This is a genomic window from Anaerococcus sp. Marseille-Q7828 (assembly GCF_949769285.1).
In the GTDB taxonomy this organism is placed as follows: Bacteria; Bacillota; Clostridia; order Tissierellales; family Peptoniphilaceae; genus Anaerococcus.
On record NZ_OX458331.1, the window covers coordinates 1,325,142 to 1,348,622 of the forward strand.

The 23,481-nt window shown below is 30.7% G+C and carries 19 protein-coding genes; 12 read left to right on the plus strand and 7 right to left on the minus strand.

Features of this window, described 5'->3' with window-relative positions:
- The first annotated feature begins 46 nt into the window (after window positions 1–46).
- Window positions 47–322 carry an HU family DNA-binding protein gene (locus QNH69_RS06260; RefSeq protein ID WP_044566195.1) on the plus strand — a complete coding sequence of 92 codons (276 nt, stop codon included), beginning with the start codon at window positions 47–49 and terminating at the stop codon, window positions 320–322.
- 44 nt (window positions 323–366) lie between these two features.
- Here the strand turns inward: QNH69_RS06260 and QNH69_RS06265 are convergent, their stop codons facing one another.
- Window positions 367–2,103: an NFACT RNA binding domain-containing protein gene (locus tag QNH69_RS06265; protein WP_282929656.1), complete on the minus strand. Its 1,737-nt coding sequence runs from the start codon at window positions 2,101–2,103 to the stop codon at window positions 367–369.
- Window positions 2,104–2,188: 85 nt separating this feature from the next.
- Here QNH69_RS06265 and gmk point away from each other — a divergent pair, with 85 nt between their 5' ends.
- The 11 genes from gmk to QNH69_RS06320 all read left to right on the plus strand — a co-directional run bounded on the left by gmk (window position 2,189) and on the right by QNH69_RS06320 (window position 15,806).
- Window positions 2,189–2,797, plus strand: coding sequence for a guanylate kinase (gene gmk / locus QNH69_RS06270; RefSeq protein ID WP_282929657.1), 609 nt, complete (start codon window positions 2,189–2,191; stop codon window positions 2,795–2,797).
- Entirely contained in the window at window positions 2,790–2,975 is a 186-nt protein-coding gene (gene rpoZ, locus QNH69_RS06275) for a DNA-directed RNA polymerase subunit omega (protein WP_282929658.1), read from the plus strand. The genes gmk and rpoZ overlap by 8 nt, the downstream gene beginning before the upstream one ends.
- Window positions 2,972–4,144, plus strand: a complete 1,173-nt coding sequence (gene coaBC / locus QNH69_RS06280; protein WP_282929659.1) for a bifunctional phosphopantothenoylcysteine decarboxylase/phosphopantothenate--cysteine ligase CoaBC — start codon at window positions 2,972–2,974, stop codon at window positions 4,142–4,144. The genes rpoZ and coaBC overlap by 4 nt, the downstream gene beginning before the upstream one ends.
- Window positions 4,145–4,163: 19 nt before the next feature.
- A complete protein-coding gene (gene priA, locus QNH69_RS06285) occupies window positions 4,164–6,518 on the plus strand; it encodes a primosomal protein N' (protein WP_349252254.1) in 2,355 nt (784 codons plus the stop codon).
- A gap of 9 nt (window positions 6,519–6,527) precedes the next feature.
- Window positions 6,528–7,844 carry a signal recognition particle-docking protein FtsY gene (gene ftsY / locus QNH69_RS06290; RefSeq protein WP_282929660.1) on the plus strand — a complete coding sequence of 439 codons (1,317 nt, stop codon included), beginning with the start codon at window positions 6,528–6,530 and terminating at the stop codon, window positions 7,842–7,844.
- 140 nt (window positions 7,845–7,984) lie between these two features.
- On the plus strand, window positions 7,985–8,761 hold the full coding sequence (rpsB, locus tag QNH69_RS06295) for a 30S ribosomal protein S2 (protein WP_282929661.1): 777 nt from the start codon (window positions 7,985–7,987) through the stop codon (window positions 8,759–8,761).
- 10 nt (window positions 8,762–8,771) lie between these two features.
- Window positions 8,772–9,440 (plus strand): translation elongation factor Ts, encoded by a 669-nt coding sequence (gene tsf, locus QNH69_RS06300; RefSeq protein ID WP_282929662.1) that lies wholly within the window; start codon window positions 8,772–8,774, stop codon window positions 9,438–9,440.
- Window positions 9,441–9,513: 73 nt separating this feature from the next.
- On the plus strand, window positions 9,514–11,247 hold the full coding sequence (locus QNH69_RS06305; RefSeq protein ID WP_282929663.1) for an ABC transporter ATP-binding protein: 1,734 nt from the start codon (window positions 9,514–9,516) through the stop codon (window positions 11,245–11,247).
- Window positions 11,240–12,988, plus strand: a complete 1,749-nt coding sequence (locus QNH69_RS06310) for an ABC transporter ATP-binding protein (protein ID WP_282929664.1) — start codon at window positions 11,240–11,242, stop codon at window positions 12,986–12,988. The genes QNH69_RS06305 and QNH69_RS06310 overlap by 8 nt, the downstream gene beginning before the upstream one ends.
- A gap of 100 nt (window positions 12,989–13,088) precedes the next feature.
- Complete coding sequence (rny, locus tag QNH69_RS06315) at window positions 13,089–14,630, plus strand: ribonuclease Y (RefSeq protein WP_282929665.1); 1,542 nt, start codon at window positions 13,089–13,091, stop codon at window positions 14,628–14,630.
- A 195-nt stretch (window positions 14,631–14,825) separates the two neighbouring features.
- Window positions 14,826–15,806 carry a tyrosine recombinase XerC gene (locus QNH69_RS06320; RefSeq protein ID WP_282929666.1) on the plus strand — a complete coding sequence of 327 codons (981 nt, stop codon included), beginning with the start codon at window positions 14,826–14,828 and terminating at the stop codon, window positions 15,804–15,806.
- Between the two features lie 18 nt (window positions 15,807–15,824).
- Here the strand turns inward: QNH69_RS06320 and QNH69_RS06325 are convergent, their stop codons facing one another.
- The 6 genes from QNH69_RS06325 to dut form a co-directional block, all read right to left on the minus strand.
- Window positions 15,825–17,102, minus strand: a complete 1,278-nt coding sequence (locus QNH69_RS06325; protein ID WP_282929667.1) for a methionine gamma-lyase family protein — start codon at window positions 17,100–17,102, stop codon at window positions 15,825–15,827.
- On the minus strand, window positions 17,092–18,039 hold the full coding sequence (gene miaA / locus QNH69_RS06330; protein ID WP_282929668.1) for a tRNA (adenosine(37)-N6)-dimethylallyltransferase MiaA: 948 nt from the start codon (window positions 18,037–18,039) through the stop codon (window positions 17,092–17,094). Before miaA ends, QNH69_RS06325 begins: the two co-directional genes overlap by 11 nt.
- Complete coding sequence (mutL, locus tag QNH69_RS06335) at window positions 18,029–19,822, minus strand: DNA mismatch repair endonuclease MutL (protein ID WP_282929669.1); 1,794 nt, start codon at window positions 19,820–19,822, stop codon at window positions 18,029–18,031. The genes miaA and mutL overlap by 11 nt, the downstream gene beginning before the upstream one ends.
- A complete protein-coding gene (mutS, locus tag QNH69_RS06340; protein ID WP_282929670.1) occupies window positions 19,822–22,434 on the minus strand; it encodes a DNA mismatch repair protein MutS in 2,613 nt (870 codons plus the stop codon). Before mutS ends, mutL begins: the two co-directional genes overlap by 1 nt.
- Window positions 22,435–22,499: 65 nt before the next feature.
- Window positions 22,500–23,033 (minus strand): hypothetical protein, encoded by a 534-nt coding sequence (locus QNH69_RS06345; protein WP_044566211.1) that lies wholly within the window; start codon window positions 23,031–23,033, stop codon window positions 22,500–22,502.
- Entirely contained in the window at window positions 23,033–23,464 is a 432-nt protein-coding gene (dut, locus tag QNH69_RS06350) for a dUTP diphosphatase (protein WP_282929671.1), read from the minus strand. Before dut ends, QNH69_RS06345 begins: the two co-directional genes overlap by 1 nt.
- Between the last annotated feature and the right edge of the window lie 17 nt (window positions 23,465–23,481).

Sequence of the window (23,481 nt, forward strand, 5' to 3'; positions counted from 1 at the left end):
AGTATAGAGTTAAACAGAATCATATATTTGATTTATAGGAGGAAATATGAATAAATCAGAATTATTAGTAAGCATTTCAGAAAAAAGTGGACTTAAAAAAAGTGAATCTGAAAAAGCTTTAAACGCATTAATAGAAACAATTACTGAAACATTAGCAAGTGGCGAAAAAGTTCAGTTAGTTGGTTTTGGAACATTCGAAACAAGAGATAGAAAAGCTCGTGAAGGAAGAAACCCAAGAAAACCTGACGAAGTTATTAAAATTCCAGCTTCTAAAGCACCAGTTTTCAAAGCAGGTAAAACATTAAAAGAAGCAGTAAACTAAAAATATAAAAAACAAACCGGAACTTGAAATAAAGGTCCGGTTTTTTATATTTCTTTATATCTATCTTTCATACTAATATTTGAGTCGACAGTAATGGTTTTAAAATCTTCATAATATACCATGCCAGGGGCAGCTCCTTTGGCTTTGTTGACATTTTTCTTTTCAGTATAATCTATATCTATTTTGTTATCATTTGATATTGATGAGTTTATAGCTGCAAGATAGGAAGCAATTTCTATATCTTCTTGATTTATATTATCTGATCTTAATATTACATGGCTACCAGGAACATCTTTTACGTGGAACCAAAGATCATTTTTGTTAGCTAGTTTCAGTGTGATGTAATCATTTTGTTTAGAGTTTTTGCCTACATATATATCTGAGCCATTGTTAGTCTTATAATGATATGGTTTGGATTTTGAATTTTTCATTCTTTTCTTTGTTGATTTTTTTATCAAACCATTTTCTACCATCTCTTCTCTAATATCATTAATATCTTCAATACTTTTAGTCCTTGATATAAAGTCTTTTAGTTGTCGTAGATATTCTAAATGACTTTTTTGCTTAGGTAAGTCTTTTTTAGCGTAGTCAACTGAATTTTTAATCTTTTTAGCTCTATTATAGAAACTCTCAGCATTTTCCCAAGGTGTTTTTAGAGGATCTATGTTGATTGTGATTTCTTTATTAGCATCGTAGAAGTCAGAAACGATTATTTCCTTATCACCTTTTTTTATTCTATGAACATTTGCAGATAGAAGATCTCCATTCTTCCTTAAATCAGCGAGTTTTTCTTCGTTTAATATATTCGTATTCAATATGTCGATTTTCTTTTCAGTTTGTTTTATATGAGAATCAACTTTTTTAATATAGTCTGTTTTAAGCTGATTTAACCTATCGTTGGTTTTGTTATATTCATAAAAATGTTCTATGGATTCGCTCATCAGATTGTATTGAATTTCTTGGTAGGCAAGATGGCTTAATTTTATTGTATGAAATTCTTTGACTTTTCCGTCTTCTTCATAAGAGTAGGATTCTAGATCATCATTTATAATTCTATCTTTTAAATCATATAATAGGTCATTTAGTCTAGCTTTCTCATCCTCACTTACTAATCCCCATTTTATATTTGGTTCTATACCAGCCCTATAGATTAATTCTTTTCCTATAATAGGGGAGAAACCCTGGTAATTTTGATAGAAAATTTTATAGGGAACGGCAGTATCCGCTAACCTTTGATCCAAAGTTTTAATATCATAATCTTCTACACTAATATCGTGTTTGCTATCTTCTATGAATTCATATTTTAAACCTGGTAATAATTGTCTTACCTGACTCATAGAAAGATTAACTCTTTTTATTGAATCAATTATCCTATAGTCATCATCAGTTAAAATGATATTTGAATGTTTGCCCATAATTTCAACAATTAATTTTTTGGATGTATCAAAGCCCATTTCATCAATTGAACTAATAGAGAAGATAACTACTCTATCCAAACCTCTTTGTGTTATATCAACAATCTTACCTTGGTTTATATGTTTTCTAAGTACCATAGTAAAATTTGGGGGTACATCAGGGTTTTCATATTTTTTATTAGTCAAATGGATTCTAGCTTCATTGTTATTTGCACTAAGCAACAATTTATAAGCCTTACCCATTGAATAAACGTTAAATACTATATCATTTTTAGAAGGTTGGGTTATTTTTTGAATCTTACCTCCTAAAAGTGTTGTTTTTAGTTCATTTACTATTTTTCTAGTAACTATTCCGTCATAGCTCATTTCTTCACCTCCTTGCTATTATACTTTATTTTCTAACTTGTAATAAGAAAGGCTAAAAGTAAAATAATTATAATAAGGAGGCGTAATGAAGAAAGGTTTTTTACTAGTAGTATCTGGTCCTTCAGGAGTTGGAAAAGGTACTGTCCTTCATGATCTTATGAATACACAAAAGAATCTTGTTTATTCAGTTTCAGCAACTACAAGAAATAGGAGAGATGGCGAGATTGAAGGAGTAAGTTATTTTTATAAGACTCATGATGAATTTAAGCAAATGATTGATGAAGATGAATTTCTTGAATATGCCAAGGTACATAACAATTATTACGGAACTCCAAAAGAATTCGTAGAAAGAAAAATTAATGAAGGTAAAATTGTAGTTCTTGAAATAGATGTCCAAGGTGCAGTAAATGTCAAACAAAACACTGAAAATGCTGTTTTCATCTTCCTCGCTCCACCCAGCCTATCAGAACTTAAAAATAGGATAGTGGGTCGAGGTACCGAAACAGAACAAGACATCAATGTTAGAATGAAAAATGCTAGAAAAGAGCTTGAGTACATCAAGTACTACGATTACCTTGTTATAAATGATCACATTAACTCAGCTATTAACTCTGTAAACGAGATTATTAATGCTGAAAAGCATAAGGTCTTTAGAGAAGAAGATTTTGATATAAAGGAGATTTTAGATGAATAACCCATCTTTTAAGAAGCTATCAGAAATTAGCCCAAGTAGATACGACATTTGTATGATTGTATCAAAAAGAGCAAGAAGAATTGTAAGTGGTTCTGCTCCACTAACTAAAAAAATTGAAGCAAAACCAGTCACACAAGCCCTAAACGAAGTAGTTGAAGGTAAAGTTTGTAAGAAATGATTAAAGGAAAAAATATTTTACTAGGGGTTACTGGAGGCATAGCTTGTTATAAAGATCTTGAGTTATGCTCAAGACTAATAAAAAAAGGTGCCAACATAAAGGTGATTATGACTCCTAGTGCGACAGAATTTGTGAGACCATTAGCTTTTGAAACCATGGCAAGGTCAGAAGTTTACTCAGATATGTGGGAAGGTCACCATGATATAGTTCATCATATTGATTTACCTAAATGGGCTGATGTAATGCTTATAGCACCGGCTTCAGCTTCAACTATTGGTAAGATGGCACATGGAATCTCAGACAATTTCCTAACAGCCGCTTACTTGGCTTGTGCCAAGGATGTTATCATAGCTCCATCTATGAACACTCAAATGTTACAAAATCCTGCTACTCAAAAAAACATTGAAACTTTAAAATCTTATGGCGTTAAGGTCATAGCTCCAGAATCAGGAATCCTTGCTTGTGATACAATAGGTGACGGTAGGATGGAAGAACCTGAACAGATTGTAGAATACTTGGAAGACTACTTCACAAATAAAGATTTGCTTGGCAAAAATATAATAGTGACTGCTGGACCAACTATAGAGCCTATAGATTTTGTAAGATATATTACCAATCATTCATCAGGTAAAATGGGCTACAATATAGCAAACGAGGCTAAAAAAAGAGGAGCCAATGTAACACTTATATCTGGACCTGTTAAACCTTTCGAAATAGCTGGTATTAATCGAATAGAGATAAAAACAAATGATCAGTTAAAGTATGCTATAGAAAGTAAATTTGATGATGCAGATGCACTAATAATGGCTGCAGCCCCTGTAGATTATAGGGCAAGTGAAGTTAGCGATAAGAAAATCAAAAAATCAGGATCCAATTTAAATATGGAATTTATCGAAAATACTGATATACTTAAACATTTTGGATCAGTAAAAACTAAGCAAACCATTATTGGATTTGCTGCTGAAACTGATGATTTGATTGATAATGCAAATAAAAAACTAATTTCCAAAAATGCTGATTATATTATCGCGAATGATTTGAAAAAAGAAGGCGCAGGATTTAACACCGATACCAATATTGCAAGTATTATTTCAAAAGATAATGTCATAAATCTTGATATAATGACTAAGGTAGAATTAGCAAATAAAATATTAGATTTAGTTAGGTGAGATTATTTACGCTAAAGTTATAATCGATAGTAAGAGTAGGTTTTTAAATAGACCTTTTACTTATCGTATTCCAGAAAAATTTAATAAAAAAATAGACATAGCAATGAGAGTTTTAGTTCCTTTTGGTAAAGGGAACAAAACTAGCGTTGCTTTTGTTTATGAAATTTTAGATGATGTAAAGCTTGATTTTGAGATAAAAGATATATTAGAAATAATTGATCAAAAACCTCTTATATCAAAAGAGCTAATTGATTTAGCTTTTTTTATGTCCCAAAAATATATGTCACCCATACAAGCTTCTTTAAGTCAGGTGATGCCACCTACTGAAATAAAGAATATTAAGACCTTTTATCAATCAAAGGATGAGGATATTGGAGAATTTACAAAGTTTTTAAAAAAACCAAAAACAATGGAAGAGATAGTAGGGGAATTTGGGGATGTAAAAGATGATATTATCTCTTTACTTGATGATGAGAAGATTTTAGTTTCCTATGATATTAAAAAAACTCAAAAGATATCATATGACCAGTATGCTAAATTAGTAGACAATTCAAATATTAAAATTAGTGGCAATGCGATTAAGCAAAAAGAAATAATAGAATTTTTGAAAGAAAATGGACCATCAAGTGTTAAAGAAATACTGATGAAAACTAAGTCTAGTAAATCTAGTTTAAATTCATTGGTGAAAAAAAATATTGTCGAATATTATTATATCGAATCAAAAAAAGAACTAACAAAAGAATATAAAAAATATGACAAATTTATCTTAAATGAAGAACAACAAAGAGCTTATGATAATATAGTTGATAATCCTTCATCTGACTTTTTATTGTATGGAGTTACAGGATCTGGTAAGACAGAAATTTTCCTCCAAGTTATAGAGAAAGTAATAAAAGATGGCAAAGAAGCAATAATTTTAGTTCCTGAAATTTCACTTACTCCCCAAACCATTGAAAGATTTAAGGGTAGATTTGATGAAAAAATTGCTATTATTCACTCTAGATTAACCCCTAAGGAAAGATTTAATCAATGGAGGATGATTAATAATAGAGAAGTTAAAATAGCAATAGGAGCAAGGTCAGCAATATTTGCCCCTTTTAAAAATCTTGGAGTGATAATTATCGATGAAGAACATGACCAATCTTATATTTCTTCCAAAGACCCCAAATACCACACAGATGAGATAGCAAGGTTTAGGTCATCTTACAATAATTGTAATCTTATATTAGCAACAGCAACACCGTCAATAAAAACAATGAATAAGGTGGAAGTTGGCACATATAAGTTGATACACTTAAAAAATAGAGTTAACAAGAGACCGCCATCTATCGAAATAGTAGATTTAAAAGAAGAATTAAAAAGTTCAAATTACTCAATTATTAGTATGAGGCTAAGGGAAGAGATTGAGAAAAACTTAAAGAATAAAGAACAAACCATTTTGTTTTTAAATAAAATAGGACACGATTCTTTTACATTTTGTAGGTCTTGTGGTTATGTTGTAAAATGTGAAGCTTGCGATGTAGCTATGACTTATCATAAAAGGGTTGATAAACTTGTTTGTCACTATTGTGGACGAACTGCAAATCAACCTAAGGTTTGTCCTGTCTGTCATTCCAAAAAAATTAAAGAATTTGGTGCAGGAACAGAAAAGCTAGAGGAAGAAGTAAGAGAGTTATTTCCACAAGCAAGAGTTCTTAGGATGGATAGTATGGTTGCCAATCAGAAGAATTCTTATGATATGATGTATTCAGCTATGAAAAATAATCAGATTGATATATTGCTTGGAACCCAGATGATTGCCAAAGGATTGGACTTTAAAAATGTCACCCTAGTTGGCATAATATCCGCAGACTTGTCTTTAAATGTTGGAGATTTTAAGGCTCAAGAAAACACCTTTCAACTATTAACTCAAGTTGCTGGAAGGGCAGGGAGAGACAAAAAAGACGGAAGAGTTATAATTCAAACATACAGACCTGATAATTTTGTCATCCAAGCTGTAAAAAACAATGATTATGAGAGCTTTTATAAAAATGAGATTGTTGAGAGAGAAGCTTTTTCATATCCGCCTTTCAAAAATATAATTACAGTAAAAATTATAAATGTATCAAGATCTAAGTGTGCTAATATTTCTAAAGAATTTGTTGAATGCTTAAAAAAGAAATTATTTTCTAAGGAATCTATTGAAATAATAGGGCCTAACCCTTGTAAGATTTCAAGAATTAACAACAAACATAGGTATAATATCATTGTAAAAGCCTTTGATAGTGATCTCAAAGTAACTATAGATGCAATTAATCATTTGCGAAATAAATTTATAAACAAGTATAAGGATACAAGTTTTATCCCAGCCCTAAACCCTAGCATTATTAATTAAGGAGTGTATATGTTTGATTTTTTTAGAAGAAAAAAAGATAAAGAGAAGACTGAAGAGCTAAAAAAAGAAAGCGAGAATTTAGCCTTAGAAAATGAAATTGAAGAAAATGATATAGATGATGATTCTAACAAAGAGTTTAAGCTAGATAGTCATGAAGATAATGAGACATTAGTATTTGAAGCTGGATCTATATCAACTGATATGGAAAGTAATAACGTTGATAATGATGATATCAAGTCTTTTGATGAAGAAAAACTAAACGAAGATACTAGCGAAAATCATTTTGATGATAATTTTGATGAAATAGATAACCAAGATACATCAAATGAAGAAGAAACTCATATATTTTTAGAAGAAGAAATTGACGAAGCTAATCCAGAATTCGAGAACAATGATAGTGAAGTTAAAAAAATAGGATTTTTTGACCGTATTAGAAATGGATTAGTAAAAACTCGAGACCAGTTCTCCTCTCAAGTTAAAAATCTATTTACTGCAAATGTAAAGATTGACGATGAACTGTTTGAGGAATTGGAAGAAATTCTTATTTCAGCCGATATAGGAATGGATACAACTCTTGCTATAGTTGATAGTCTTCGCTATGAAATAAAAGAAAGAAAGATTAAAGATCCAGACCAAATATATCCACTGCTTGAAGAAATAATGGTCAGACACTTGGATAGAGATAATCTAAACAACGACTTAAATATTAATGATACTGACCTAGCTATAATATTAGTAATTGGAGTAAATGGTGTCGGTAAAACTACTACTATTGGTAAGCTTGCCTATAATCTCAAAAACGAAGGTAAGACTGTTATGCTAGCAGCTGCCGATACTTTTAGAGCAGCTGCCATTGAACAACTTGGGGAGTGGGCAGATAGGGCAGATGTAGAAATGATAGCTCACCAGGAAGGAGCAGACCCTTCTGCAGTTATATTTGACGCCATACAATCGGCAAAAAATAAAAATGTTGATGTATTAATTTGTGACACAGCTGGTAGACTTCACAACAAGAAAAACTTGATGAAAGAGCTTGAGAAAATTAATAAAACTATTGATAGCCACGCAGGAAAAGCAACAAGAGAAAATATCCTTGTATTAGATGCCACAACCGGACAAAATGCAGTAAGTCAATTAAGAGAATTTAAAAATGTTACAGATATCACTGGCTTAATATTAACTAAACTAGATGGAACTGCAAAGGGAGGAATTATATTCCCATTACAATATGAACTCAACGTACCAGTAAAATATATTGGCCTTGGTGAGGGCATTGATAACCTGGAAAAATTTGATTCAAAAACTTTCGTAGATGCTCTATTTTAGCTATTGAAATTTTAACAAGTCTATAGTAAAATATTACAGTACTACAAAAATATACACATTCCTGGATAGATGCTTCGTTGCCAGATAATGGTTAAGTATCTATAAGAAGGGGATGGAAGAAGAAAACGGAGGAATAATATATGGCAGTAGTTTCAATGAAAAAATTACTAGAAGCTGGTGTACACTTTGGACACCAAACTAGAAGATGGAATCCTAAAATGTCTAGATTCATCTTCACAGAAAGAAATGGAATCTATATAGTAGATTTACAAAAAACTTCTACTCAACTTGATGAAGCATATGCAATGATTAGAGATATTGTTGCTGACGGTGGTGAAGTTTTATTTGTAGGAACAAAAAAACAAGCACAAGATGCTATCGAGCAAGAAGCAAAAAGATCTGGTCAATATTACGTATCTAACAGATGGTTAGGTGGTATGTTAACCAACTTTAAAACAATTAGAAAAAGCATTGACAAACTAAAAAGATATGAACAAATGGAAGAAGACGGAACATTCGATCTTCTACCAAAAAAAGAAGTATTACAATACCAAAAAGAAATGGACAAACTAGAAAAGAACCTTGGTGGTATCAAAGAAATGACAAAACTACCAGATGTTCTATTTGTAGTTGACCCAGGTGAAGAAGCAATAGCTGTTCATGAAGCAAGAATACTTGGTATCCCAGTTGTAGCAATTGTTGATACAAACTGTGACCCAGATGAAGTTGATTTAGCTATTCCTGGAAACGATGATGCAATCCGTGCTGTAAAACTTATCACATCAGTAATGGCAGATGCTGTTATCGAAGCAAACCAAGGAAGCGAATTTGCTCCACAAGAAGAAGATGTTGAAGACCAAGCAGATGAAGATTTAGAAGTTGTTGACCAAGACGAAGAAGAAATAGAAGAAAATTAAGGAGTATAAGATGGCTATAAGTGCAAGCTTAGTAAAAGAATTAAGAGAAATGACTGGCGCTGGAATGATGGACTGCAAAAAAGCTCTACAAGAGACTGATGGTGATATCGACGCAGCAGTTAAACTATTAAAGGAAAAAGGACAAGCTACACTTGATAAGAAAGCTGGACGTATTGCAGCTGAAGGTGTTATCGGTTCATACATTCACAATAATAAAATAGGTGTTATCGTAGAAATCAACACAGAAACTGACTTCTCAGCTAATACTGATACAGTTAAAGACTTTGCTCGTGACATAGCAATGCACATTGCAGCATCAAACCCATTATATATTTCAGAGGCAGATGCAGACGAAAAAGATATAGCTGAACAAAGAGAAATCCTAACAAACCAAGCAATCAATGAAGCAAATGAAAATATGCCAGAAGACAAAAAGAAAATGATTGCTGAGAAAAAGGTTGAAGGAAGACTTAAAAAATACTTCTCAGAAGTTTGCCTATTAGACCAAGCTTATATCAAAAATCCTGACCAAACAGTTGAACAATATCTAAGAGATACAGCTAGCAAGGTTGGTGAAAACATCAAAATTAGAAGATTCGCTAGATTTGAAGTAGGCGAAGGTCTTGAAAAGAAAGAAGAAGATTTTGCAGCTGAAGTAGCTTCACAAATGAACGCATAATAATTTTAAATTATTTAAGTGTCACCTATATTTATAGGTGACACTTTTTAAATAAAAGCTTATTGGAGTATATATGTTTAAAAATTTTAAATGGTTCCTAAAATACTCTAAGAAAAATTATATTATAGGATCAATATCTCTTATTATTACTGATATAATTTCTTTATTTTTACCTTATTTAACAGGTAAGTTAATAGATATGGTTTATCTAGGAACCCTTACGATGGACACCTTCATAAAAATGATAGTAATAGCATTAATAATGGTTATTTTAAAATATGTAACAGCTATTGCATGGTCTTATAATATTTTTAAATCATCGTCGTTGATGGAATATGTTACTAGAGATAAACTTATGAGTAAGTTTTTGAAACAATCTCAAAGATTTTTTGAACAAAATTCTACTGGATCATTAATGAGTAAATCTACCCAAGATGTAGGCCAGGTGGCTATGTTTGCTGGTTTTGGAATATTGGCATTTTTTGATGCTTTAGTTTTCCCTATATTTATTTTACTTATGATGGTAACTACGATTGATTTTAGGTTAACAATATTTTCGATATTACCTATGCTTGTTTTTTTGATTGCTTATTCAAAGCTTGTAGGTAAATGGTATATAAGATCAAAAGCTGTAAATGAAAGCTTTGATGACTTAACTAATAGAGTTTTAGAAGATGTTGAAGGCATAAGAATTGTTAGAGTTTTTAATATTGGTGATATTAGATACAATAATTTTAAGGAGTCTGCAAGGGAACTAGCTGATAAAAGTATTGACTTAGCTAGGCTTCAATCATGGATGGAGCCATCAGAAAGATTTACTGTTACCTTAGCTTATATAATTTCGATTGGTTATGGATCAGTATTGATTTCTAGAGGAGATTTAAGTGTAGGCCAAGTAGTATCTTTCACTTATTATCTAAACATGCTTATATGGCCAATGTTTGCCTTTGGTGAATTTATGAATTTAAACCAACAGGCAAATGCAGCAATGGATAGGATAATGGAAGTACTAAATTATAAGGAAGAAATCCCTAATTCTGAAAGTTTAGAAAATGTGGACAATAATCCATCCATTAGTTTTATAGAGCATAACTTTACTTATCCATCAAATAATGAGAAAGTATTAAAAGATATAAATTTAAGGATTGACCAAGGAAGTTCTTTAGGTATTATAGGTAAAACTGGATCTGGGAAAACATCTTTGATTAGGCAACTACTTGATATATATAAGGTAGATAAAGAATCTATTATAATTTCAGATGACAGCTTTAGTGAGATATCATCAAAATCTTTCAAAGATAAAATAGGATATGTTCCACAAGAACATATGATATTTTCTGACACTTTGAAAAACAATATCAGATTTTCCAAGCTTGATGCTAGTGATGAAGAAATAGATGAAGCTATTTCTATTGCTGACTTTACAAAAGATATAAAAAAATTTTCTGATGGTCTAGATACACTAACTGGCGAGAAAGGTGTATCCTTATCTGGCGGTCAAAAACAAAGACTTGCTATAGCTAGAGCTGTTTTGAAAGATCCGGATATATTGATACTTGATGATGCTATGAGCGCAGTAGACGCAAATACAGAACAGAATATAATTAAAAACCTGTCAACTAGTAGAAAAGATAAAACGACAATAATTATAGCCCACAGGATAAGCCAGGTTCAAAATTGTGATAATATAATTATTCTAGAAGATGGTAAAATAGTTGATTCTGGAAATCACGATGAATTGATGAGTAGAGAGACTTGGTATAAAGACCAATATATTAAACAGATAAGTGGAGGTAATAATGGCTAATACGGATAAACAAGTAAGAAATTTGCTTAAAAATTATGCCTTAAATGAAAAAACGTCCTTTATCAAAGGTTTCGTGCTTTCGCTTTTAAATACAATATTGCAACTGCTTTCGCCACTAATTATAGGATACATTATAAATAATCTTTTGAAAAAAGGTATAACAAGTGCTGATTTTACAAATATAATCAAATATTTGATACTGTATTTTTTAGTTAATATGATTGCTAGCTTATTTTTAAATAGAGCTTTTATTACTTTTCAAATTGCATCAAATGATATAGCTTATCAAATGCAAAATGATGTGTATAATAAGGTCAATTCTTTTCCAATTGCTTATTTTGATAACCTACCAGCAGGAAAAATATCATCTAGAATTACTAATGATACTAATAAAGTAAAAATGCTTTTTAAGCTAATAATAACAGATATTACAACATCTATGATTCTTGCTGTGGGGCTTGGGATTACAATATTTATTACAAACCCAATTGCTGGTTTAATGTTAATACCTTTAGCTCCTATCATATATATAATCTATAAGTCTTACACTTCTTACACGCGAAAATATACTGGGGAAATTAGGAAAAACACTTCTGAAATTAATGCTCAGATTAATGAGTATATTCAAAACATGGAAGTTATCCAAGTGTTTAATAAAGAGGATTATATAAAAGATAAATTCGATGAGACTAATAATCATATATTCTCATTATCTAGTGAACTTGCCAAAATAAGGTCCTATTCAGGTTATAGAGCAATGGATATAGTTTCTTACTTGGCATCATTAATAATTTTGGTTTATTTTGGTTTAGGTCAAATCACTGATTATTACTCAGTAAGTATTGGTAGTTTATATGTGATATTTGAATACACATCTAGATTGTTTAATGAAATAAGATTTATAATAATGAGGGTTGGAGAAGTGAATGAATCAATGGCTAGTGCCAGCCATATTTTTGAAATATTAAAGTTAGATAGCCAGGAAGAATTATTTGATACAATTGACGATATCAACCAAAAAATTACATTTGATGATGTGAGATTCTCTTACACAGAAGGCGAAGAAGTTATAAAAGGAATCTCATTTGATGTCAATGCAGGTGAATCTGTAGCCTTTGTTGGTCAAACTGGTTCTGGTAAATCGACATTAATTAACCTATTATTAAATTTCTACTCTCCCCAATCTGGTAAAATCACAATAGGGGATAAGGATATATCAAAGGTCAATAGAAATGATCTAAGACGTGATATGGCTGTAGTTCTTCAAGATGCCTTCCTATTTAAAGGAGATATTGGCGAAAATATATCTTTAGGATATGAATATAGCGACAAAGAAATTAAAGACGCACTTAGGGCAGTAGGGGGAGATAGGTTAATAAATAAAGGAATCCACACTCAAGTTATGGAAGGTGGATCAAACTTATCCCAAGGAGAGAAACAACTTATAAGTTTTGCAAGAGCCTATATAAGAAATCCTAAAATATTAATTCTTGATGAAGCTACTAGTAATATAGATACTGAGACAGAAGCTATAATTCAGCAAGGCATTGAAAAGTTAAAAGAAAATAGAACAACTTTTATAATAGCTCATAGACTTTCTACTATTAAGGATGTAGATAATATAATTGTATTATCTCATGGAAGAATCGTAGAAATGGGAGATCACAACAAACTTATGACATCTTCTGGCTATTATAAAGAAATGTATAACAAGCAAATGAAAGAAAATTATAGTCTCTAATTTTATTAGAGGCTATTTCTTTTGCTAATAAAAATCATTTTATGGTATAATTATAAAGGAATGTAAATTCCAAGTAAAATTTTATAGGAGGTGATAATAAATGGATAATCCAGTTGTTATAATCATTACTGTCGCCTTCGTATTGTTAGCTTTTATTTTAGGCTTCATATATCATAAAGTAACTAGTGAAAAAAAGATAGGCGCGGCAGATGCCTTAAGTCGCCAAATCATCGAAGATGCTAATAAACAAGCAGAAACTTTAAGGCGTGAAACTCTTAAAGAAGCAAAAGATGAAATATCTAAAATCAAATTAGAAAATGATAGGAAGTTAAACAAACGTTCTAATGAACTTGATAAAAAAGAATCGCGTTTGTTTAAAAAAGAAGAAAGTCTTGACAATAGAGCTTTATTGATTGACAAAAAGGCTGATCAGATCTCTAGCGATCAGAAGAGGTTAAAACAAAAAGAAGACAGCATTGATAAACTGATTGAACAACAACAGTTAGAATTGCAAAATATCGCAGGTCTCACAAACAACGAAGCTAAAGAAATTATACTAGAAAATGTCAAAAACGAAACAATTCACGAAACAGCAAAACTGATCAAAGAAAGTGAAGAACGCATAAAATCTGAAAGCAAAAAAATTGCAACAGAAATACTTGCAACTACTATACAAAGATATGCTGCAGAACAAGTAGCTGAAAATACTGTATCAGTAGTGTCTCTTCCAAATGATGAGATGAAAGGTAGAATTATCGGACGTGAAGGTAGAAATATTAGGGCCTTCGAACAATTATCAGGAGTTGACTTAATAATAGATGATACACCTGAAGCGGTAGTTATATCATCCTTTGAGCCAGTTAGACGTGAAATTGCAAAAGTAGCACTAGAAAGATTGATTCAAGATGGCCGTATAAACCCATCAAGAATTGAAGAAACACTTCAAAAAGCTGAAGAAGAAGTTGAACAAAGAATCATAGAAGATGGTGAAGAAGCTGCTGAAGCTGCAGGAGTTCATAATCTACATCCACAACTTATAAGAATGGTTGGTAAGATGAAGTTTAGAACCAGCTATGGTCAAAATGTTATGAAGCACTCTGTTGAAGTTGCTAATCTTGCAGGAATGCTTGCTGAAGAAATTGGCGCAGACGCGCAAACAGCAAGACGTGGCGGACTTCTACATGACATAGGTAAATCTATAGATCAAGAAGTAGCAGGAACTCATATAGAACTAGGTGTAGATGCAGCAACCAGATATGGTGAAAACAAGTATGTTATAAACGCTATCCAATCACACCATGGTGAAGTTGAACCAAATTGTGTAGAATCTATATTAGTTCAAACGGCAGATACAATATCTGCTGCCAGACCTGGTGCTAGACGAGAAAGCTTAGAAAATTATATTAGAAGATTAGAATCTCTTGAAGAGATAGCTAATTCATATCAAGGAATTGAAAAATCATTTGCTTTACAAGCTGGTAGAGAACTTAGAATAATGGTTAAACCAGAAAAAATAACAGATGATGAAATGATTGTAGTTGCTAGAGAGATTGCAAAAAGAATTGAAGATGAATTAGAATATCCAGGAGAAATAAAAGTAAATGTTCTTAGAGAATCAAATGCGATAGAATATGCAAGATAATTATTAAAAGTAATTATGACAAACTGCCATTTATTTAGTGGCAGTTTTTAATTGCTATAAAAGTGCAAAATAGAGAGAGGCTTGTCAATATAAATTATTGCACAAAATAATAATTTTGTGCAATAATTGTAAATTTTTAAAATATCAGTACAATATTATTATAAAAACTAAAATTTACCTTATTTGGAGCAATTCATGAACCAACCAATACTACTTATAGACTATTTAAACTTTTTAAAATCAATTCGAGGCCTATCACCCAATACAATTAAAGAATACGGATACGATTTGGAAGTTTTTTTCAAATATCAAATTCTAAGAAAAGTTTATTATGGAGATCAAAGCTCATTTGAAAAAGAATTTAAAGATAAAGATATGAAAAAAATAATTGATGCCAAATTCTTATCTAGTCTTAATATAGCTGATTTTTATGCTTATCTATCATATCTAGATAATGAAAAAAACGACAACCCTACTACTAGATCTAGGAAGATTTCAGCTATAAAGTCTTTTTATAAGTATCTATACCAAGAGATTGAAGTTATTGATGAGAATATAACTGAAAAGCTTAGAAATCCCAAAATCAGCCAAAGACAACCCGTCTACCTCACTTTAGATGAGACAGAAAGATTATTATCTGTAGTTAACACTGAGAAAAATGACTTTTTAAGGGCGCGTGATTTAGCCATTATATTCACTTTTCTTACAACTGGAATGCGATTATCTGAGTTAGTATCAATAAATGTATCGGATATAGAAAATGATCATTTCAAAATAATTGGAAAAGGAAATAAAGAAAGGACAATATATTTAACCGAAAACGCTCTAAAATTAATTCACCATTATTTAAAAATTAGAAATGAATATTTGGATGGTATGTATATAGAAGCTCTATTCATTTCTACAAGAAAAAAGAGAATTTCTAATAGAGCTGTCCAATCTACCATAGAAAAATACCTTAATAAGGCTGGATTTGATACCTCCTTGTACTCTACCCACAAATTAAGGCACACAGCTGCAACTTTGATGTATAAGTATGGCAATGTAGATATAAGGGCTCTAAAAGATATACTAGGACACACAAATATTTCAACAACTCAAATTTACACCCACTTAGATGATGAAGACCTTAAGGATGCTGTAAATAAGAATCCGCTTACAAAATTAGACCTTTAGATAAAAAATCAAGGGTACCTATATGTATCCTTGATTTTTAAAACGGCTTAAAACGAGTTTTAGAGCGAGCTTTCCATGGTAATAATTTAATCCACCTTGTAGATATGCAATATATGGACTTCTTAGTGGACCATCTGCAGAAAGTTCTGATGTTGATCCTTCTACAAAACCACCAGCAGCCATAATCACAGGATCTTCATATCCTGGCATTGGAAATGGTTCTGGAATTAAATTTGAATCAACTGTAGAAGCTTCTTGTATAGCCTTACAAAATGTGATGACCTTATCTGGATCTTCAAATTTTATCGCTTGAACTACATCGCTTTGAGGATCTCCGATTTTAGGGATAACTTCATAACCTAGTTCGTTAAATACTTTTCCGAATAACATTCCTACTTTTATGGCTTCTTTAACAATTTGTGGCGCAAAATATAAGCCTTGTAAGACATATCTAGTTGTACCAAAACTTAAGCCTTCGTCCTTGCCAATTCCTGGTGCTGTTAAGGTATTTGAGCAGTACTCTATCAAATCTTTTTTACCCACAACATAACCGCCAGTTATAGCTATGCCGCCACCAAGATTTTTAATCAAGGATCCAGCTAATATATCTGCACCAACCTCTATTGGCTCTTTATCTTCAGTAAATTCGCCATAACAATTATCCACAAAAATAATAGTTTCAGGATTTGCTTTTCTAATTTCTATTATAGCTTTTTCAATTTCTTCTATTGTAAAGGCGCGTCTTTGAGTATATCCAGTAGATCTTTGAATTAGTGCTAATTTAGTATTTTTATCGAAAACTTTGTGAATATTTTGATAATCAATTTGATTATTTTCATCTAGGCTCAGTTTTTCATAAGAAATTCCTTTTGAGATTAAATTACCTTTCTTATTACCTACAATCCCTATAACTTGTTGCATAGTATCGTATGGATCATCAGTTATTGCTACCATTTTATCCCCGTAGTTTAATAAAGCAAATAGAACTAAAGATAAGGCGTGGGTCCCTGCAACAATACTTGGTCTTACTAAAGCATCCTCAGCTTTAAAAAAATCAGCATATATTTCTTCTAACTTTTTCCTACCGGTATCAGCATAACCGTATCCAGTTGCACTTATAAAATCTTGAGTATTAAGATTATTTTTATTGAATGCTTTTAATACCTTAAGTTGGTTAAATTCAGCTATTTCTTCTAGTTTGTTAAAATCTTCACATAGGCATTCTTGAGCTTTCTTTATCATATTATCAAATGAGTCATCTATATTATAATGATCATATATTTCGTTAAAATTCATAAATATCCTTAATTGTGCTTATTATAATATCACTTGCATCATATTTACTTATATTATCCATAATAATTTCGTGAGCAAAATTATAATTTAGGTATCTTTTCATCCATGTTACTTGTCTTTTTGCGTAGTGTCTTGTATTTTTTTGTATCAAATCTATAAGTTCATCAATATCTATTTCTTCTTTTATAAAAGGAAAGATTTCCTTATATCCAATTGCTGCCATAGATTGGGAGTTTTCATCAAGATTATAAGTCTTAACTACGTTCACAAATTCTTCTATTAAACCTTCTGAAATCATTTCTATAACTCTATTATTAATATTTTCATAAAGTCCTGACCTGTCTTTAAAATTTAAGAAGAATAAAATTGGATCAATTTTTTCATTTAATACTTTTTCCCCACTTCTTACATCAGAAGGTTTTTCACCTGTAAGTTCATAGATTTCAAGTGACCTAATTATCCTATTTCTTTCGTTTTCGTGGTATTTATCTGCTGTTATGGGATCAATATTCTTAAGTTTATCATATAAATATGAGTTCCCCTTATTATCAGCGATTGCTTCAAGTTCATTTCTTAGATCAGAATCTCTAGGAGTTGCCCCATAATTCATATCAAATAAAATAGAATCTATATAAAATCCAGTACCTCCGGTAAGTATTGGAATATGTCCATCTTCATTAATTTGATGAATCAACAAACTTGCCTTTGATGAGAAATCTTCCACAGTGAAGTTTTCATTTGGATCAATCACATCAATTAAATGATGATTTATGCCGTAAGTTTGATCTATTTTATTTGTTCCTATGTTCATATCTTTATAAATTTGCTGGCTATCGGCAGATATTATTTGCCCACTAAAAGCCTTGGCAACATTTATTGCTATATCACTCTTGCCACTAGCTGTAGGTCCTGTTATTATAATTAATTTATCTTTCAAAATATCTCTCCACATCCGTATCTGTTAATTCTATAATAATTGCTTTCCCATCATAAGTTTTGTATGGATTGTCAAGATTTAATAGGTCATCAAGATATTTTCTAGCTTCGATTTCACCAAGCTTGTTACCTTTTCTAAATGATTTAGACTTGATATATTTCCTTATATTTTTATAGAATATATCTCCCCTATCTTGTAAATCCAGATCTAACAAATCATAAAAGAAATTACCATAAGTATCATTATCAAACAATTGAGGAATAGATCTAATTAGTACTTTATCTTCGGCAATTAAGTCAATATCAAAACCCAAGCCCAATAGATCATCTCTTTTGTCAATAAATTTCAATTTATCATTAGCTTTTAGATTAATTACAATAGGCTCTAATAATAATTGTTGACTAACAGCACCATCTTCTAACTCTTTTATAAAATTATTGTAAAGTATTGCTTCATCAGCCCTCCTATTATCTACAAGAATAATATTGCCATTAGAGCAAGCAAATAAGGAATATCTTGAAAACAAGCTTGTAAGATATGAATATGATTTTTCCTCAGTAAAAGAGATGCTATGATAATCATTAGATGGCAGTTTGTAATCATCGTGACTCTCAAGCTTTTTCTCATCAACTTCGTATAGTTTTTTATCTTTGTTTTCGAAAAAGTTATTTTCCTCATAAGAAGACTTATTTTCTTTTACTAAAGAAGAATTTTGATATTTCTCTAAGACGCTAGCATAATCACTAAAATCTAATAAAGAATTATCCTTATTTTCATCAATGGTAATCTTATTTGGATACATATTTTCCGATAGAGATTTATAAATACATTCACTAAGCAAAGATAATAAATCATCTTCATAAATAAATTTTATGGTCCTTTTGTTAGGGTGAACATTTATATCTAAATTCTTTGGATTAGTGCTAACAAACAAAAATAAAGCTGGAAATCTACCATTAGGAATATAAGTTCTATATTCATTTTCAATAGTATTAATGATTAAAGGACTATCAACAAGTCTATTATTAACATATAGATATTGGAGTGACCTTGATGCTCTGTAATAGTTTGAGCTTGAGATAAATCCATTTATACTATAGATTTCATTGCTTGCATCTATTTCAATAAGTTCATCCTTTAGATTATCATCTAGTAAATTATAAATCCTAAGATCAAGTGATTCATTTGCTGTAGTTTTAAATTCTAATCTATCATCTTTTATATACTTAAATCCTATGTTATTATAACCTAAGGCCAAAGAATACATCAATTTAGTAATGGCGTTTGACTCGGCTAGATCAGATTTCAAAAATTTATATCTAGCAGGTAGATTAGCAAATATATTTAATACTTCTATACTTGTACCAGTATTTGTCGCAATTGAAGATTCATTAATCTTGTAATTTGTAAACTCTATTTTGCTACCTATATTAGCATCAGATGTTTTTGTAATGGCTTTCACATTTGCAACACTTACTATAGTAGATAGAGCCTCACCTCTAAAACCTAGAGAGTAAATATCATATAAATCTTCAAAATGTACTATTTTTGATGTAGTATGTTTTTCAAAGGCAAGTTTTAGGTCATCTTTAGCTATGCCACTTCCGTCATCAGTAACACGTATATAGGTTTTTCCGCCATTTTTTATTTCAACTGTAATATTTTTTGCCTTAGCATCTATTGAATTCTCTACTAGTTCTTTTACAACAGAAAAAGGTGATTCAATCACCTCTCCTGCTGCTATTTGTTCTATTGTATATTGGTCTAATTTTCTAATAGGCATTACGCTAATCCATTTATCCTTTCTACTAAGGAATTAAGCTTATTAATTGCTTCTAGAGGTGTTAGGTCGTTTACATTAATATCTTTAGTAATAGAAATTATTTCTTCCATATTTTTTGTATTTATATCATCAATGGTATCTACAATATTCTTAGTTTTATTTACTTCAAAATAATCATCATCAGAAATTTTATTCATAAAGACTTTGGCATCTTCGATTATTTCTTCAGGAAGACCACTTAGTTTTGCTACTTCAATACCATAAGACCTGTCAGATTTTCCTGGAGATATCTTTCTAAGGAATATAAGATTGTCATTTTCATTTAATATTTCTATCTTTAGATTTTTAACGTTATCTAGCTCGTTTTCAAGAACTGTCAGCTCATGAAAATGCGTTGCAAATACAGTCTTAAACTTCTTGACTTTTGATATATATTTTACTAGAGCCATAGCAATACTTAATCCATCATCTGATGATGTTCCTCTGCCAACTTCATCTAAGATAACAAAAGACTTAGGACTTGCATTTTTCAAAATATTGGAAACCTCATTCATTTCTAACATAAAGGTAGATTCGCCCTTGGATATATTATCGCTTGCTCCAATCCTAGAAAATACCTTATCACAAATACCTATATCTGCATAGCTCGCAGGTACAAAGGATCCCATTTGAGCAAGTATTATTATAATTGCCATCTGCCTCATATAAGTAGACTTGCCTGCCATGTTAGGGCCAGTGATTATTTGAATCAGATTATCATCTTCACCTATATCAGTATCATTAGCAATAAATTCATTTTCTTTAAGTTTGCTTTCTATTACAGGGTGTCTACCATCTTTAATTATGATTTTGTTGCCATTATTAAGTACTGGTCTTACATAATTGTTGAAATTAGCAACTCTAGCTAGGGTGTTAAGACAATCGATATTAGCTATCATCTTTGCCAAAGCTTGTAGCATTAAAGTTTTTTCTAATAAGATATCCCTTATTTCGTTAAATAATTGGTATTCAATGTCATTAACTTGGTCCTTCCCATTTAAAATTAAGCTGCTTAGTTCTTCAAGTTTTTCAGTTGTATAGCGTTCCTGATTCTTTAAAGTTTGTTTTCTTATATAAGTTTCTGGAACTTTGTCTAAATTACTTTTTGTTATTTCTATAGAATAACCGTTATTTTTGTTAAATATTATTTTGTAATTTTTAATGCCAGTTTTTTCTCGCTCTTCACTTTCATATTTTGTAAGTTTTGTTAGAGCTTCTTCTGAGGATATTTTTAAATCATCAAGTTTATTAGAATATCCTTCTTTTATTATTCCACCTTCTGTTATAGATATTGGTGGATCATCACATATAGATTTTTCCAATAATTTATATATGTCTAATACATCAGGTAGGTTAATACCAAGATTTCTGATCATTTCATCATCTGAATCTTCTAGATAAGATTTTAATCTAGGAATATCTTCTATAGAGTTTTTAAGTGATATAAAATCTCTAGCATTGGCTCTCTTGTAAGATATTTTCCCGATTAATCGTTCTAAATCCATAACATTTTTTAGAAAGTTAGAAATATTTTGCGACTCTATTGGATTATTAGTAAAATATTCAACTATATCAAGTCTTATGTCTATCTTTTCCTTATCAATTAGAGGCCTTTCTAACCATTGATTTATGAGCCTAGAGCCCATTACAGTATCACACTTATCAATAATATTTAGTACAGTATCTTCTTTGCTATTATTATTAAGATTTCTGTGTAATTCTAGGTTTTTCCTTGTATTTGCCTCTAGTTCTAGAAAATCATTTATTTCTAAAATTTCTATATTATTGATATGGATGAGTTTATCGTCATAAAATTTATAAATATAGTCAAGTAAATTTGCCGTAGAAACAAGACTAAGACGCATATTTTCGATTTTTTTAAAGTTATCTATAGATAAGTAATCGATAATCTTTCCGCTAATCTTGCTATAATTATTATCATCATCTATATAATTTAAAAATACATCTGAATCTTGTTTTAAATATATTAAAACATCTTTTAAATTAAAATTACTATTTATTATTATCTCAGAAGGATTGATTTTTTCTATTTGGTCTATAGTTCTTTTTGCTATTAAATCTTTTGAACCTTTTATTTCAAAACTTGTTAACTGACCTGTAGATATGTCACAATATGTAAGGCCTAGGCCGAAATCATTTTGAAAAATTGATAATAAATAATTATTTTCTCTATTATCAAGAGCATCAATATCTGTAATTGTTCCAGGAGTTACAACTCTGGTTATAGCTCTTTTAACGAGTCCCTTGGCCTCTTTAGGATCTTCTACTTGATCACATAAAGCTACCTTGTAGCCTTTTTTTACAAGTTTACCCACATAGTTATCAATTACATGGTGGGGAACTCCACACATAGGAGCTTTATTTTCATGGCCACATTCTTTGCCAGTTAGGGTAAGCCCCAATGTTTTGCTAATAATGATAGCATCGTCAAAAAAAGACTCAAAAAAATCACCTACCCTATATAAGAGCAGTGCATCTTTAAAAGAATTTTTTACATCTACGTAATGTTTCAACATGGGTGTTAGTTTTTCATATTTAAAATTATCCCTCATAGCTATCCCCTATCTTTACTCATATTATACCATAATAAAAAGACTCACTATAAAGCTATGTCTTATTACTTTATATCTAGAGTCTTAACATTTGTTATCCATTTTGCTGATGAATTTGTTGCTGTATCTATTATTATCATTTTACCATAGCCTGGATTTATATCATAAATTGGTTTGCCATCAATCCTATATACCAGATATATTCTTCCTGGCTCTAATACATCAGACATAGCTACCCTTGTTGAGTTTCCTTCATCATCTTCTATTACCATAACACCACTATCTTTTAGATTGTAGTCAAGTTTTCCAATAATTTGTTCTATAGAGATACCTTCCACTGGAGTAGTCTCGAGTCCATTATTAATGCTTATATCAAGCTTTTGGCTCCCCATTGATCTTAATTCTTTTAAGGTTAAAGAATCAAGCTGGTCTCCATTGCCTTTAACTATCAATATCTCATTATCATATTTTGCTATTTCGTTTTCACTACTTACTTTTTTAAAGACAATAAACGCTATGCTAAGAATAAAAATTATGGCTAATATTAGAAATATACGATACTTATTCTTTTTAAAAACTTTTGAAAAATTATTATTCATTAATTGCCAGTGGAACCAAAACCACTTTCACCTCTATCCGTTTCATCTAAACTTTCTACTTGAACTAATTCACATTTCTCATAAGGTTGAATAACTAATTGAGCTATCCTATCTCCATTTTTAATGACTTGGGGATCATTACCATAATTATACATAAAGATCATAATTTCCCCTCTATAGTCTGAATCTATAACTCCAACAGTATTTGCTAGCATTAGCTGCCTTTTAACACCAGTTGAAGATCTGGGATACACTGCTCCAAAAAAGCCTTGAGGAATTTGTACTCTAAGACCTGTATTAATTTTTTTCATATCTCCTGGCTCAATTATTATATCTTCATCATTTGAACAATATAAGTCTATGCCACAGGAACCCGATGTTTGATAAGATGGGATTTGTCCATCTGTCATAATTTTTAATATTTTATTCATTTTTATCACCTTCACTA